Raw genomic sequence first — 15,045 nt, 5'->3', positions numbered from 1 at the left:
CTAGGCCGCTGGCGGCCGCGCCCCGGCGGCGCGAATCTTCTGAAGCAGCGCCTTCAGTTGCTCGCCCGACAGCGCGCCGCCTACCACGTAGCCGTTGATCACCAGGCCCGGCGTGCCCTGGAGTGAGAGAAGCGCGGCTTCGCGTTCGTTGCGGGCCAGGATGGCGTCGATGTCCTTGGCGTGAGCCTTGAGGTCGCGGGTCAGGCGGGGCCAGTCGACACCGGCCCGTTTGGCGACCGCCTCGACCATGTCCTTGTCGCTGAGGCGCGTGGGCGACAGCAGGAAGGCGCGATGGACGGCCTCGTACCGGCCCTGATAGGTCGCGGCCAGCGCCACCCTGGCGGCGTGTTCCGAGACATCGCCGAAGATGGGCCAGTCCTTGTGGACGACGGCCAAGCGGGGATCCGCGTCCAGCGCCTCGGCCAAAACGGGCTCCATGCGCTTGCAGTAGCCGCAGTTGTAGTCGGCGTACATGACGATGACGACATCGGCGTCCACGGCCCCGGCGCGCGGCGTACCCGGGTCGCGCAGCAGGTCCTTGAATCCGTAGTCGGCGGCGCCGGCCGCGCCGCAGACAGCCAGCGCGACAAGAGACAGGGTCATCGCCACGAACCGACGGAAAAGCATGAGAGGACTCCAGGAGGTCACGAGCGCAGGCGTATCGGATTCGGACGGGGCAGGGGGTGAATGCTCGTCGGAGCGCGGGCGTTCATCCTTCTCCCCGTGCGGAAGAAGGTGGCGCGCAGCGCCGGATGGTGGGTCGATAGGCCTGTCGGGCAAGCCTTGCGGCGCAAGCGGTCAGGCCTGTGCGCCCCCTCATCCGACCGCCTTCGGCGGCCCCTTTCTCCCGCAAGGGGAGAAGGGTGAGGTACGGGCATTCAGCGCTCTGCCTCCTCCCCCTGAAAAGCTGGCTTATGCTTCTTCTCACCTCGTCGCGAGGAAAGGGCGCGTGGCCAGCGACCATCGTGGCGGCGGGGGGCGGTCGAGCGGGGCCAGGTCCGAGGGGGATACTCGGACGGTCCGGGGATCTGGTTGCTGGCCAGACCCGCCCGCCGTCGGCGGGGTTGAAGGCAAAAGGGTCTGTCCTGATCAGTATTGATCCGCCCTCTTCGACCTTCGGGGCTTTCTGGAAACGGAAGGACCCGGGTCCCGGTAAGGCCTCAACAGGGCCACCTGACGGGACGCTGGCGGATAACGGTCGCGCGGAGCGTCTGGCTTCGTCGAAACGGTAATCTATCCAAATCCTCCGGGCGTCGCCCGGCGCTCCGCGTCCCTTTCCAGAAACTTCAGCGGCCAACCGCGTGAGGACGAGAGCCTATGCCCCGAACCCTAGAGCTCCAGCCCGTACAGCCGCCGGTCGCGTCGTTCGCCATCGCGGTGCACGGCGCCCTTCAGATAGCCCTGGGCCTTGAAGCCCAGCTTTTGCAACAGGCGCTCGGCGCGGTTGTCGCCGACGTGGGTGCTGGCCACCAGGCTCTTCAGGCCGCTGCTGGCGCCATGGGCGAGCAGGGCGCCGACCGCCTCGGCCCCGAAACCCTGGCCCCAGCCCTTGCGGTCGATCACGAAACGGATTTCGGCTCGATCGTGTCGCTTGTCGATGTCGACGAACTCGCAATAGCCCAGGAAGGCGCCGCTGGTCGTGTGGCGGATCGTCCAGTAGGCGGCGTCGCCAGCGGTCATCTCGTCGACCTGGGCGGCGACTCGGCTGGCCACCTCGTCGGGATCCTCGATCGGTTCCTGGTCGAGGTTGGACATCACTTCCGCGTCGCTCAGGAACGGATAGATCAGGGGCGTATCGTCGACCGTCAGGGGAGAGAGGGTCAGGCGTTCGGTCTCGAGGATCATGCGGTCCGGAGAATTGGCTTGAGGCGCTTAAGGCGCTTTGGGGGCTTGCGTGAGGGAGCACGCTTCCCAGCTATGGCGCGGAGCGTCCTCTAGTGGTAGAGGGGCCGCTTCGTTTTTCGCGCGGCATTTCGCCCGCGCCCGGATCGAGAACACATTCGTCATGCTCATCGGCGTTCTGCTGGCCATCAACATCGTCGTCTGCCTCGGTCTGATCGGGGTGGTTCTGCTGCAACGCTCCGAAGGCGGCGCGCTGGGCATGGGCGGCGGCGGTTCGGGCAGCTTCATGACCGCGCGCGGCGCGGGTGACCTGCTGACGCGCATCACCTGGATCCTGTTCTCGGTCTTCCTCCTGATCAGCCTGACGCTGACGATCCTGACCGGTCGCATAAATGCCGGCGGCTCGGTCACCGACCGCCTGAACATCAAGAGCTTGGACGCCAAGACCTTGAACGCGGCGCCCGCCGTTCCGGCTCCCACGACCGACGTTTCGCCCTCGACCGCCCAACCGGGCGCGATCCAGGCGCCGACTCCGCAGATCAACGCCCCGGCGCCGGCCGCGCAGCAGCCTTCGCTGCTGGCCCCGACCGAACCGGCCAAGAAGCCGGCCGCCGCGCCCAAGGCCGCCGCCAAGAAACCGGCCGAGACGGCTCCGGCCGCCGCCCCGACCCCGACGGTCGCGGCCCCGCCGGTGGAACAGCCCAAGCCCTAACCGTCCAAGACGGACCTTCCACTGACCCCCGAGGGCGACCTCGGGGGTTTAATCTTGTTGATGAACGCAGGTCTTTTCACCGGCGCCGTCGAATCACGAGTAATCTGATCGCCCATGACGCGGTACATCTTCATCACCGGCGGCGTGGTTTCCTCGCTTGGCAAGGGTCTGGCCTCGGCGGCGCTCGGCGCGCTGCTGCAAGCGCGTGGCTACACGGTCCGTCTTCGTAAGCTCGACCCTTATCTCAACGTCGATCCGGGCACGATGAGCCCGTATCAGCACGGCGAGGTCTTCGTGACCGACGACGGGGCGGAAACCGACCTGGACCTCGGCCACTACGAGCGCTTCACCGGCGTGTCGGCCAAGAAGGCCGACAACATCACGACCGGCCAGATCTACAAGACGATCATCGAGAAGGAGCGCCGCGGCGACTACCTCGGCGCGACCGTCCAGGTGATCCCGCACGTCACCAACGAGATCAAGGATTTCGTCCTCTCGCCCGCCATGGACGAGACGGGCAAGAAGCCGGTCGACTTCGTGCTGGTCGAGATCGGCGGCACGGTCGGTGACATCGAGGGCCTGCCGTTCTTCGAGGCCATCCGCCAGCTACGCCAGGACCTGCCGCGCAACCAGAGCTGCTACGTGCACCTGACCCTGCTACCGTTCATCAAGACGGCCGGCGAGATGAAGACCAAGCCGACCCAGCACTCGGTCAAGGAACTGCGCTCGATCGGTATCCAGCCGGACATCCTGCTGTGCCGCTGCGAGCAGGAGATCCCGGCCGAGGAAAAGCGCAAGATCGCTCAGTTCTGCAACGTGCGGCCCAGCGCCGTCATCCAGGCGATGGACTCCTCGTCGATCTACGCCGTGCCGATCGACTATCACCAGGAAGGCCTGGACGCCGAGGTGCTGGATGTCTTCGGCATGCACGACGCGCCGGCCCCCGACCTGTCGCGCTGGCAGCAGATCGACCAGACCGTTCAGCATCCGGACGGCGAGGTGACCATCGCCGTCGTGGGCAAGTACACGGTTCTGAAGGACGCCTACAAATCGCTGATCGAGGCCCTGCACCACGGCGGCCTGGCCAACAAGGTCAAGGTCAACCTGGACTGGGTCGAGAGCGAGACCTTCGAGGGCGACGAGGGCGCGGCCGCGGCCCGCCTGGAGAACGCCCACGCCATCATGGTGCCCGGCGGCTTCGGCGAGCGCGGCGCGGAAGGCAAGATCCGCGCGGCCCAGTTCGCCCGGGAACGCAAGGTGCCGTACTTCGGCATCTGCTTCGGCATGCAGATGGCCGTCATCGAGACCCTGCGCAACGTCGCCGGCGTCAAGGACGCCTCGTCCAGCGAGTTCGGTCCGACCGAGCGTCCGGTGGTCGGCATCATGACCGAATGGATCAAGGGCAACGAGACCGTTCAGCGCCGCTCCAGCGACGACCTGGGCGGCACCATGCGCCTGGGAGCCTACGACGCCGTCCTGACGGCCGGCTCGAAGGTCGCGGAGATCTACGGCTCGACCGAGATCAGCGAGCGCCACCGCCACCGCTACGAGGTCAATATCGGCTACGTCCACCTGATGGAGGACGCGGGCCTGAAGCTGACCGGCCGTTCGCCCAACGGCGTGCTGCCCGAGATCGTCGAGCGCGACGACCATCCCTGGTTCATCGGCGTGCAATATCACCCCGAGCTGAAGAGCCGCCCGTTCGCCCCACACCCGCTTTTCGCCAGCTTCATCGCCGCCGCGAAGGAGCACGGACGGCTGGTCTAAAGCGGTTTTCCCCAGGTCCTTGCATCTGGAAACAGATTCGGGCATAAGCGCGCCCTCACGCGGCGGCCTGGGCATTGCCCGAGTCGCCGCTCTCGATTTTCACGCTCAGCGAGCAGAGTCACTTCGATGGCCGTTCCCAAAAGAAAAACTTCGCCTTCTCGCCGGAACATGCGCCGGTCGCACCACGCCCTGGGCGCCAACGCGTTCATCGAGGACAAGGACACCGGCGAGCTGCGCCGTCCGCACCATGTCGACCTGAAGACCGGCATGTACAACGGCAAGCAGATCCTGACGCCGAAGGAAGACTAAGGTCTCCTTCCGTCACTGACGGCTTTGAAAGCGCCGCCCGGTCCGCCGGGCGGCGTTTTTCGTCGTATTTTCGTCATTGGCGTCGAAAAGGTGCTAGCCTCCCGGGCAGGGAGGTACGCCCATGTTCACACGCCGTCATATAGCGGCGGGACTGGGTTTTTCGCTGGCCGCGCCATCCGCGCTGGCCGGCGCGATCACGCCGGTTTCGCTGTCTCCGGTTTCACTGCCCCAAACGCCGCTCGCCACGCCCCAGGCGCCGCCCGGTGAGCCGCCGCTGCTGATCCTGGACGCCTCGCTGGACCAGGACGCCCGCCTGACCGTGCCGGTCATGATCAACGGGCAGGGGCCCTTCCAATTCGTCGTCGACACCGGCGCGGACCGCAGCGTCCTGACCCCGGGCCTGGCCGAGCGTCTCGCTTTGCCGCGCGGGCCGGACGTCATCGTTCACGGCGTTTCGGGCTCCATCATCAGCACCACGGCCCGCGTCGCCCAGTTGCGCACGGGTGACGCCAGGCTGGCCGAGGTCGTCCTGCCGGTGCTGCCCTACGACCGGGTCGGGGCCGACGGCCTGCTGGGCGTCGACATCCTGGAAGACCGCAACGTCGTCATCGACTTTCGCCGAAAACAGCTGGAGGTCCGTCGCAGTCAGTCGATATCGCAACTGCTGCGCTCGTCGCGCGAAGTCTCGGTCGTGGCTGATGAGCGGTTCGGAAGACTGACGATCGCCGACTCGCGGATCGCCGGCGCCCGATCGCTGGCCTTCATCGACTCCGGCGGCGGGGTCAGCATCGGCAACATGGCCCTGGCGCGGGCCATCGCCGCGCGCCGTCGACGCTCTTCCGACATGGTCCAGCAGGCGCGCCTGCTGACCGCTGGCGGCGAGATGCAGTTGGGCGAGTTCCGCGTCGTGCCCTCGATCGTCATGGGCGATCTGCGGATCACCAACATTCCGATGGCCTTCGCCGACCTGCACATCTTCGACGTCTGGAACCTGAACAATCGCCCGGCGGCCCTGCTCGGGGTCGACGTGTTGCGGCTGTTCGCCCGGGTCGAACTGGACTTCGGCGCGGGGCGGGTGCTGTTCCGGCTGGGGCAGGGCGGTCTTGCCGCCCCCCTCCTGAACGCCTGAGACCTACTGGGCGCGGCCTCGCGCCATGACCTGACGCCGGCGCGCCTCGACCTTCTCCGGCGTGACCTCGCGGTTATGGTCGCTCGAGCGCTCGTGCTCGATCTCCAGGCCCTTGCGGAACGAGCGAGCGTAGCCGTCGTCGATCAGCGACTTGTAGAACGATAGCGTCTCCACCGGGATCGTGGCCATGTCCTCCGCCAACTTCAGCGCGGCGGGCAGCAGGTCCGCCGCCGGCACGACGCGATTGACCAGGCCCCAGTCCGCCGCGGTCTGGGCGTCCAGGAAGTTGCCGGTCAGGGACAGCTCCTTGGCGCGATAGAGACCGATCAGACGCGAGAGCTTCTGCGACAGGCCCCAGCCCGGCATGATCCCGACCCGGGCGTGGGTGTCGGCGAAGCGGGCGTTCTCCGAAGCGATCAGCACGTCGCAGGCCAGGGCCAGCTCGAAGCCGCCGGTGATGGCCACACCGTTGATCGCCCCGATCACCGGCTTGCGGCACCGTTCGACGGCGCGGACCGGATTGGAGCGGGCGTCCTGGGCGTTGGCCGCGCTCATCGCTTCGGGATCACCGCCCAGTTCCTTGAGGTCGAGACCGGCGGTGAAAGCCTTCTCGCCGGCGCCGGTCAGGATGACGACGCTGACGTCCGGATCCTTGTCCAGATCGACCATCGCGCCGTGCAGGGCCTTGCGCAGCGCCTTGGACAGAGCATTCATCGCCTCGGGCCGATTGAGGGTGACGATGGCCACGGGGCCGCGCCGTTCGACGTCCAGCATGAGATCCTCCCTTTTGTTACGGATGTTCAGTCGCCCGCCCGAGGGGAAGTCAAGTTGCGCCCGAAGCGCTTGGCGGCTAAAGCCTGCCGCGCCTTTTGGCCTTGAGGAGCAGTCATGACCGAGATCGTCGACATCATCGCCCGCGAAATTCTCGACAGCCGGGGCAACCCGACCGTCGAAGTCGACGTGATCCTGGAAGACGGCGCGTTCGGTCGCGCCGCGGTGCCGTCGGGCGCCTCGACGGGCGCTCACGAGGCCAACGAGAAGCGTGACGGCGACAAGGCCCGCTATCTGGGCAAGGGCGTCCTGCAGGCGGTGGAAGCCGTCAACAGCGAGATCTTCGACGCCCTGTCGGGCGTGGACGCCGAGGACCAGCGCCGTCTCGACAACCTGTTGATCGAACTGGACGGCACGCCGAACAAGGCCCGCCTGGGCGCCAACGCCATCCTCGGCGTCTCGCTGGCCGCCGCCAAGGCCGCCGCCGAGTCGGCCGGCCAGCCGCTCTACAAGTACGTCGGCGGCGTGAACGCCCGCGTGCTGCCGACCCCGATGATGAACATCATCAACGGCGGCGCCCACGCCGACAATCCGATCGATATCCAGGAATTCATGATCCTGCCGACGGGCGCCAAGGACTTCCGCGAAGGCCTGCGCATGGGCGCCGAGATCTTCCACAGCCTGAAGAAGGCCCTGAAGGACGCCGGCCACAACACCAACGTCGGCGACGAGGGCGGCTTCGCCCCGAACCTGGCCTCGGCCGAAGCCGCGCTGGACTTCATCGTCAAGGCTGGCGAGAAGGCCGGCTACAAGGCCGGCGACGACTTCGTCCTGGGCCTGGACGTCGCCTCGACCGAGTTCTTCAAGAACGGCAAGTACGAGCTGGAAGGCGAGGGCAAGTCGCTGGATCCGGCCGCCATGGTCGACTACTTGGCCGGCCTGGTTTCCAAGTTCCCGATCCTGTCGATCGAAGACGGCATGGCCGAAGACGACTTCGACGGCTGGAAGCTGCTGACCGACACCCTGGGCAAGAAGGTCCAGCTGGTCGGCGACGACCTGTTCGTGACCAACCCCAAGCGCCTGCAGATGGGCCTGGACAAGGGCCTGGCCAACTCGATCCTGGTCAAGGTCAACCAGATCGGCACGCTGTCGGAAACCATCGACGCCGTCGATCTGGCCCATCGCCATGGCTACACCAGCGTCATGAGCCACCGCTCGGGCGAGACCGAGGACTCGACGATCGCCGATCTCGCGGTCGCGCTGAACTGCGGTCAGATCAAGACCGGCTCGCTGGCGCGCTCGGACCGCACCGCCAAATACAACCAGCTGCTCCGCATCGAGCAGATGCTGGACGACCAAGGCGTCTATGCCGGTCGCGCGGCGCTGAAGGGCCGCTAAAGGCCTTTCATATCGTGAGAACTATCGAGGCGCGGCTTCCGAAGGGGCCGCGCCTTTTGCGTTTCGGGCTTCGCCTCAGGCGCCTTCCTGGGCTCAAATCAGGGCTTCGGCGCCTCGGATATCGTTTTCATCGCCCCGAAAAGCTCTTTTAGAGAGAAGCGCACTTCGACGATTCTGGGATGATTTTCGCCTTATGGAGATCGTTGCCGATGGTTGCCGGTGCAGTTAACCCACAAATTTTCTAAAAGCTCAGCAGTGGTTTCAAGCGAGACCATTTTCGAGGCCTTCGCGGTCGCGAAATGACTTCGGCGATGCAGTATCTAGATGCTGGTGAAACCATCTCATCTGAAAGCATCGTTCGTCGAATTCGCGAGCTGGTGATAACCCTTCTCAAGGCCTGGATTTAGAAGGCGTTAAGCACGGTCGGCGATCCTACGAATCCCTCTCTGGGACGCTCAGATGTTCGCCCGACTGCAACCCTTCCTGCCGACCGCGGCGATCTTTTTCCTGATTTTCTACTTCGCCTTTCACGCTCTGACGGGTGATCGAGGCCTGCTGTCGATCTCGCAACGCAATGCGGACCTCGCAGCAAAAACAAAGGAACTCAGGAAGATACGCGCGGAGAGGATGGACCTTGAGGCCCGCGCTCGTCTATTACGCAGCGGCAGTTTGTCGGCTGATCTTCTGGAGGAGCGTGCGCGTTCCCTCCTAGGATATGCCGACCCGAGGGACTATGTGATCCGCGTCAAGCGTCCGAGCTGACCGATCCCGTAGACTTCGGAATCGACTGCCGGTCGGTCCAAGGGTCATTCGGTCCTGGATCGGTCTTGATGGTGCATCAGGGTATTTCCTTCGCGGAACCGACGAATTTTCGGCGGAAGCTGCCCTCAGGACGAAGGCCGCGATGAAGATTGGCCAGGGAGATTTGAATGGCGCGTACGCGCAAGGCTGAGGCCTCTGAGGGGAAGGCGCCGGAAACCGGTGTCAACGCCTTCGTCGGCAAAGACGAACTCCTGAAATTCTATCAGGACATGCTGCTGATCCGCCGCTTCGAAGAGCGCGCTGGCCAGTTGTACGGCATGGGCCTGATCGGCGGCTTCTGCCACCTGTACATCGGTCAGGAAGCCATCGCGGTTGGCATGCAGTCGATCTCGCAGAAGGGCGACCAGATCATCACGGGCTATCGTGACCACGGCCATATGCTGGCCGCCGGCATGGATCCCCGCGAGGTCATGGCCGAACTGACCGGCCGCGCCGGCGGTTCGTCCAAGGGCAAGGGCGGCTCGATGCACATGTTCGACATCGGGACCGGCTTCTACGGCGGCCACGGCATCGTCGGCGCCCAGGTGGCGCTCGGCACCGGTCTGGCGCTGGCCAACCACTACAAGGGCAATGGCAACGTCTCGTACGCCTACATGGGCGACGGCGCGGCCAACCAGGGTCAGGTCTACGAAAGCTTCAACATGGCCCAGCTGTGGAAGCTGCCGGTCGTGTACGTGATCGAGAACAACCAGTACGCCATGGGCACCAGCGTCGAGCGCGCCGCCTCGGAAACCGCGTTCCACAAGCGCGGCACGTCGTTCCGCATCCCGGGCGAGGAAGTCGACGGCATGGACGTCGTCGCCGTCCGCGAAGCCGGCGCTCGCGCCACCGAGCACGCCCGTAGCGGCCAGGGCCCCTACATCCTCGAGATGAAGACCTACCGTTATCGCGGTCACTCGATGTCCGACCCGGCCAAGTACCGGACCAAGGAGGAGGTCGACGAGGTCAAGACGACCCGCGACCCGATCGACCACATCAAGGAACGCCTGGCCAAGGCCGGCGTCACTGAAGACGACCTGAAGGGCGTCGACGCGGACGTGAAGCGCATTGTCGCCGAAGCCGCCGAGTTCGCCCGCACGAGCCCCGAGCCCGAGCCCTCGGAACTGTACACCGACGTCTACCTGGAGGCCGCCGAGTGACGGACATCCTGATGCCCGCGCTTTCCCCCACGATGGAGGAAGGCACCCTGGCCAAGTGGCTGGTCAAGGAAGGCGACACCATCAAGGCCGGCGACGTGATCGCCGAGATCGAGACCGACAAGGCGACGATGGAAGTCGAAGCCGTCGATGAAGGCGTGGTGGAAGCCATCCTGGTCCCGGCCGGCAGCGAGAACGTCAAGGTCAACACCTTGATCGCGCGCCTGAAGGGCGAGGGCGAAGCCGCGGCGCCGGCCGCTCCGGCTGCCGCTCCCGCCGCTGAAGCCGCTCCGGCTCCCGTCGCCGCTGCTCCGGCGGCTGGTCCGATCTCGGCCGCCTCGACCTTCGCCGATCCCGAGATCCCGGCCGGTACGGCGCTGAAGAAGATCACGGTTCGCGACGCCCTGCGCGACGCCATGGCCGAAGAGATGCGCAAGGACGACCGCGTCTTCCTGATGGGCGAGGAAGTCGCCCAGTACCAGGGCGCCTACAAGGTCAGCCGCGAACTGCTGCAAGAGTTCGGCGACAAGCGCGTCATCGACACCCCGATCACCGAGCACGGCTTCGCCGGCATGGGCGTCGGCGCGGCGATGGCCGGCCTGAAGCCGATCGTAGAGTTCATGACCTGGAACTTCGCCATGCAGGCGATCGACCACATCATCAACTCGGCGGCCAAGACGCTGTACATGTCGGGCGGCCAGATCAAGTCGTCGATCGTGTTCCGCGGCCCCAACGGCGCGGCCTCGCGTGTCGGCGCCCAGCACAGCCAGGACTACGCCGCCTGGTACGGCAACGTCCCTGGCCTGAAGGTCATCGCACCTTATGACGCGGCCGACGCCAAGGGCCTGCTGAAGGCCGCGATCCGCGATCCGAACCCGGTCGTCTTCCTCGAACACGAGATGATGTACGGCCACGAGTTCGACATCCCGGACGTCGAGGACTGGGTCGTGCCGATCGGCAAGGCCAAGGTCCGTCGCGAAGGCTCGGACGTCACCCTGGTCGCCTACAGCCGCATGGTCGGTTTCGCCCTGAAGGCGGCCGAGGAGCTGGAGAAGGAAGGTATCTCGGCGGAGGTCGTCGACCTGCGCACGATCCGTCCGATGGACCACGCCACGGTCCTGGAAAGCGTCAAGAAGACCAACCGCTTGGTTACGGTCGAGGAAGGCTGGGGCCCGATGGGCGTCGGCGCCGAGATCGTCGCCCGCATCACGGAGTTCGGCTTCGACTACCTGGACGCCCCGCCGCTGCGGGTCCACCAGGAAGACGTGCCGTTGCCCTACGCGGCCAACCTGGAAGCCCTGTCGCTGCCCTCGGTCGACAAGATCGTGAAGGCGGCCAAGGCGGTCAGCTACAAGTGATCCCGATGCCCGCTCACTCCGGCTTCAGCTCGTGTGAGCGGGCGAGGGCGCTTTGATGACGGTCCTGAACGGCTCCTGCCATTGTGGCGCGGTGCATGTGCAGCTCGAACCGGGCAAGCCCCTGGGCGAGCTGCCGATCCGCGCCTGCCAGTGCGGCTTCTGCCGCCGGCAAGGGGCGCGCACGACCAGTGATCCGGACGGGCGCCTGCACATCACGGCCGCGCCCGGATCGCTGCATCGCTACCGGTTCAACCGCCGCAAGGTCGATTTCCTGCTCTGCCGCGAGTGCGGCGTCTATGTCGGCGCGATGATCGAGGACGAAGGCCAAGCCTACGCCGTCGTCAATATCGTCGGGACCGACATGCCCGGCTTCGCCGATCGCGAACCGGAGCGTATGGACTATCACGACGAAACGGACGAACAACGCCTTGCTCGTCGCAAGGCCAAATGGACGCCGACCACCTTGGTCGAAGCCGTCCCGAACGCTTGAGGAAGAAGCTCAATGTCGATCGACATCCTGATGCCCGCCCTGTCGCCCACCATGGAGGAGGGAACCCTCGCCAAGTGGCACGTCAAGGTCGGCGACACCGTCAAGGCCGGCGACGTGATCGCCGAGATCGAGACCGACAAGGCGACCATGGAAGTCGAGGCCGTCGATGAGGGCGTCGTCGAAGCCATTCTGGTCGACGCCGGCACCGAGAACGTCAAGGTCAACGCCCTGATCGCCAAGCTGGCGGGCGAGGGTGAGAGCCCCGCGCCGGCTCCGAAGGCCGAAGCGCCCAAAGCCGAAGCGCCCAAGGCCGCCGCCGCCGCTCCGGCGCCTGCCGCCGCTGCTCCCGCGGTCGCCCCAACCACGCCCCCGGCGGCCGCTCCCGTGGCGGCTGACGGCTCGCGGGTCTTCGCCTCGCCGCTGGCTCGCCGCCTGGCCTCGGCCGCCGGCCTGGACCTGAAGGGCATCAAGGGCACCGGCCCGCACGGTCGTGTCGTCAAGACCGACGTTGAAGCCGCCAAGTCGGGCGCTCCGGCCGCCAAGGCCGCTCCGAGCGCCGCGCCCGCCGCCGCTTCGGCGAGCGCCGAGCCGCGCAAGGTCCAGTCGCTGGAGCAGATGGGCATCCCGGCTGGCTCGTACGAGCTGATCCCGCTGGACGGCATGCGCAAGACCATCGCGCGCCGCCTGACGGAAAGCTTCCGCGACGTCCCGCACTTCCCGCTGACGATCGACATCGAGCTGGACAGCCTGCTGGCGGCGCGCTCGAAGATCAACAGCCTGCTGGAAGGCCAGGGCGTGAAGGTGTCGGTCAACGACATCGTCATCAAGGCCGCCGCGGTGGCGCTGAAGCGCGTGCCGGAAGCCAACGCCTCGTACACGCCCGAAGGCATCGCCATGCACAAGCATGCCGACATCGCCGTGGCCGTGGCCATCGATGGCGGCCTGATCACTCCGATCATCCGCGCCGCCGAGACCAAGGGCCTGGCCCAGATCTCCAGCGAGATGAAAGACCTGGCCGCCCGCGCCAAGGCCAAGAAGCTGAAGCCCGAGGAATTCCAGGGCGGCACCTTCTCGGTCAGCAACCTGGGCATGTTCGGCATCAAGGCCTTCTCGTCGATCATCAACGAGCCGCAAGGCGCGATCATGAGCGTCGGGGCCGGCGAACAGCGCCCGGTGGTCAAGAACGGCCAACTGGCCGTGGCCACCGTGATGACCGTGACCCTGACCTGCGATCACCGCGTGGTCGACGGGGCCATCGGCGCCAAGTTCCTGGCGGCCTTCAAGCCGCTGATCGAAGAGCCGCTGACCCTGATCGTCTGATCCGGATCACGGAGTAGGGGACGAGCATGTCGGTCTACGACTATTCGGCCAAGACGCTGGACGGCCAGGACGTGAGCCTGGCCGACTATCGCGGCCAGGTGCTGCTGATCGTGAACACCGCCAGCAAATGCGGTTTCACGCCCCAGTACGAAGGCCTCGAGGCGCTCTACAAGACCTACAAGGACCGTGGTTTCACGGTCCTGGGCTTCCCCTGCAACCAGTTCGGCGCTCAGGAGCCGGGAAACGCCGAGGAGATCGCGAATTTCTGTTCGCTGACCTACGACGTGACCTTCCCAGTGATGAGCAAGATCGACGTCAACGGCGCCGACGCCCACCCGCTCTACAGGTTCCTCAAGAAGGAACAGAAGGGCGTCCTGGGCACCGAGGCGATCAAGTGGAACTTCACCAAGTTCCTGATCGGCAAGGACGGCGAGGTCGTCGAGCGTTTCGCGCCCACGGTTAAGCCCGAAGACCTGAAGGTCGCGGTCGAGGCGCTGCTTTAGTTTCTCCCAGACCGGCCCCCAAGGCTCGGTCGACCGGCGTTCTCCGCTCCCCCGGATGGCGCTCAAGCTAGGGTAAGAAGAACATGTCCACGGAATTCGATGTCGTCGTCATCGGCGCCGGTCCTGGCGGCTACGTGGCCGCGATCCGCGCCAGCCAGCTGGGCCTCAAGACGGCCATCGTCGAGCGTGAGAACCTGGGCGGCATCTGCCTGAACTGGGGCTGCATCCCCACCAAGGCGCTGCTGAAGTCCGGGGAGATCTACGAGCAACTGTCGCATCTGTCGGGCTACGGACTGGCGGTGCAGGGCGCCTCGTTCGACTTCACCAAGATCATCGAGCGCTCGCGCGGCGTCGCCAAGCAGATGTCGGGCGGCATCGCCTTCCTGATGAAGAAGCACAAGATCGAGGTCATCGAGGGCGAGGCCAAACTCGAGAAGGGCAATCCCGCTCCGAAGCTGGTCATCGCGCTGAAGGCCGGCGGCAGCCGCACGGTCCAGGCCAAGAACGTGATCCTGGCCAGCGGCGCCCGCGCTCGGGAAATCCCCGCCATCGGCGCGGTCTCGGACGGCGACAAGATCTGGACCTATCGTGACGCCCTGGCCCCCAAGGCTATGCCCAAGTCGCTGGTCGTGATCGGCTCGGGCGCCATCGGCATCGAGTTCGCCAGCTTCTACCGCGCGCTCGGCGCCGAGGTGACCGTCGTCGAAGCCATCGACCGCATCATGCCGGTCGAGGACGAGGAGGTCTCCAAGGCCGCCCAGAAGGCGTTCGAGAAGCGCGGCATCAAGTTCCGCATCGGCGCCAAGGTCGCCAAGGTCGAGAAGACCAAGGACGGCGTCTCGGTCACGGTCGATGTCGGCGGCAAGATCGAGCAGCTGACCGCCGAGAAGTGCATCGTCGCCGTCGGCATCGCGCCGAACAGCGAGGGCCTGGACGCCGTCGGCCTGAACCTGGATCGCGGCCATGCCGTGACCGACAAGCACGGCAAGACCAACGTCGCCGGCCTCTACGCCATTGGCGACATCGCCGGCGCGCCCTGGCTTGCCCACAAGGCCAGCCACGAGGGCATCCACGCCGCCGAGGCCATCGCCGGCTACAAGACCCCGAACGTGCATTCGCCGATTCCGGGCTGCACCTACGCCAACCCGCAGGTCGCCTCGGTCGGCTACACCGAGGCCGGCGCCAAGGCGGCCGGCATCGAGGTCAAGGCGGGCCGCTTCCCGTTCAAGGTCAACGGCAAGGCCGTGGCTGCGGGCGAGACCGAAGGCTTCGTCAAGACCGTGTTCGACGCCAAGACCGGCGCCCTGATCGGCGCCCACATGATCGGCCACGAGGTCACGGAAATGATCCAGGGCTTCGTCACGGCGATCACCCTGGAAGCCACCGAGGAAGACCTGCACGGCATCGTCTACGCTCACCCGACCATGTCGGAGGCCATGCACGAGGCCGCGCTGGACGCCTACGGCCGCGTCCTGCACATCTAGGCCT

Annotated in this window: 13 protein-coding genes and 3 pseudogenes; 13 read left to right on the top strand and 3 right to left on the bottom strand. The window is 66.1% G+C overall.

Going from position 1 to position 15,045, the window contains the following annotated elements; genetic code table 11:
- Both MZV50_RS13655 and MZV50_RS13645 read right to left on the bottom strand, forming a co-directional pair.
- Positions 1-627, bottom strand: coding sequence for a DsbA family protein (locus tag MZV50_RS13655; protein ID WP_252629726.1), 627 nt, complete (start codon positions 625-627; stop codon positions 1-3).
- Between the two features lie 702 nt (positions 628-1,329).
- Entirely contained in the window at positions 1,330-1,845 is a 516-nt protein-coding gene (locus MZV50_RS13645) for a GNAT family N-acetyltransferase (protein WP_252629725.1), read from the bottom strand.
- A gap of 160 nt (positions 1,846-2,005) precedes the next feature.
- Between MZV50_RS13645 and secG the strand changes: the two are divergent.
- The 4 genes and pseudogenes from secG to MZV50_RS13625 form a co-directional block, all read left to right on the top strand.
- Positions 2,006-2,476: pseudogene (secG, locus tag MZV50_RS13640) on the top strand (preprotein translocase subunit SecG); the annotation flags it as partial.
- Between the two features lie 192 nt (positions 2,477-2,668).
- Positions 2,669-4,321, top strand: a complete 1,653-nt coding sequence (locus tag MZV50_RS13635; protein ID WP_252629723.1) for a CTP synthase — start codon at positions 2,669-2,671, stop codon at positions 4,319-4,321.
- 126 nt (positions 4,322-4,447) lie between these two features.
- A complete protein-coding gene (rpmF, locus tag MZV50_RS13630; protein ID WP_252629722.1) occupies positions 4,448-4,630 on the top strand; it encodes a 50S ribosomal protein L32 in 183 nt (60 codons plus the stop codon).
- Between the two features lie 121 nt (positions 4,631-4,751).
- Positions 4,752-5,759: a retropepsin-like aspartic protease gene (locus MZV50_RS13625; protein WP_252629721.1), complete on the top strand. Its 1,008-nt coding sequence runs from the start codon at positions 4,752-4,754 to the stop codon at positions 5,757-5,759.
- 3 nt (positions 5,760-5,762) lie between these two features.
- On the opposite strand, the gene MZV50_RS13620 is transcribed toward MZV50_RS13625, so the two are convergent.
- Entirely contained in the window at positions 5,763-6,533 is a 771-nt protein-coding gene (locus tag MZV50_RS13620) for an enoyl-CoA hydratase (protein ID WP_252629720.1), read from the bottom strand.
- Positions 6,534-6,647: 114 nt separating this feature from the next.
- Between MZV50_RS13620 and eno the strand changes: the two genes are divergently transcribed.
- The 9 genes and pseudogenes from eno (at position 6,648) to lpdA (ending at position 15,041) form a co-directional block, all read left to right on the top strand.
- Positions 6,648-7,928, top strand: coding sequence for a phosphopyruvate hydratase (eno, locus tag MZV50_RS13615; protein ID WP_252629719.1), 1,281 nt, complete (start codon positions 6,648-6,650; stop codon positions 7,926-7,928).
- 459 nt (positions 7,929-8,387) lie between these two features.
- Positions 8,388-8,690, top strand: coding sequence for an FtsB family cell division protein (locus MZV50_RS13610; RefSeq protein ID WP_047405705.1), 303 nt, complete (start codon positions 8,388-8,390; stop codon positions 8,688-8,690).
- Positions 8,691-8,857: 167 nt separating this feature from the next.
- Positions 8,858-9,889: a pyruvate dehydrogenase (acetyl-transferring) E1 component subunit alpha gene (pdhA, locus tag MZV50_RS13605; protein ID WP_252629718.1), complete on the top strand. Its 1,032-nt coding sequence runs from the start codon at positions 8,858-8,860 to the stop codon at positions 9,887-9,889.
- A complete protein-coding gene (locus tag MZV50_RS13600) occupies positions 9,886-11,244 on the top strand; it encodes a pyruvate dehydrogenase complex E1 component subunit beta (RefSeq protein WP_252629717.1) in 1,359 nt (452 codons plus the stop codon). The genes pdhA and MZV50_RS13600 overlap by 4 nt, the downstream gene beginning before the upstream one ends.
- Before the next feature lie 55 nt (positions 11,245-11,299).
- Positions 11,300-11,590, top strand: a pseudogene (locus tag MZV50_RS26720) (GFA family protein); the annotation flags it as partial.
- Between the two features lie 60 nt (positions 11,591-11,650).
- A pseudogene (locus tag MZV50_RS13595) lies at positions 11,651-11,734 on the top strand (aldehyde-activating protein); the annotation flags it as partial.
- 12 nt (positions 11,735-11,746) lie between these two features.
- The gene (locus MZV50_RS13590) at positions 11,747-13,054 is read left to right on the top strand and encodes a pyruvate dehydrogenase complex dihydrolipoamide acetyltransferase (RefSeq protein WP_252629716.1); all 1,308 of its coding nucleotides are present in this window, start codon (positions 11,747-11,749) and stop codon (positions 13,052-13,054) included.
- 26 nt (positions 13,055-13,080) lie between these two features.
- On the top strand, positions 13,081-13,557 hold the full coding sequence (locus MZV50_RS13585; RefSeq protein WP_252629715.1) for a glutathione peroxidase: 477 nt from the start codon (positions 13,081-13,083) through the stop codon (positions 13,555-13,557).
- An 83-nt stretch (positions 13,558-13,640) separates the two neighbouring features.
- On the top strand, positions 13,641-15,041 hold the full coding sequence (lpdA, locus tag MZV50_RS13580; RefSeq protein ID WP_252629714.1) for a dihydrolipoyl dehydrogenase: 1,401 nt from the start codon (positions 13,641-13,643) through the stop codon (positions 15,039-15,041).
- Positions 15,042-15,045: the final 4 nt, after the last annotated feature.

This window comes from Caulobacter segnis, assembly GCF_023935105.1.
In the GTDB taxonomy this organism is placed as follows: Bacteria; Pseudomonadota; Alphaproteobacteria; order Caulobacterales; family Caulobacteraceae; genus Caulobacter; species Caulobacter segnis_B.
Note: the sequence above shows the minus strand (reverse complement) of the source record. Positions and strands in the feature narration are given on the sequence as shown.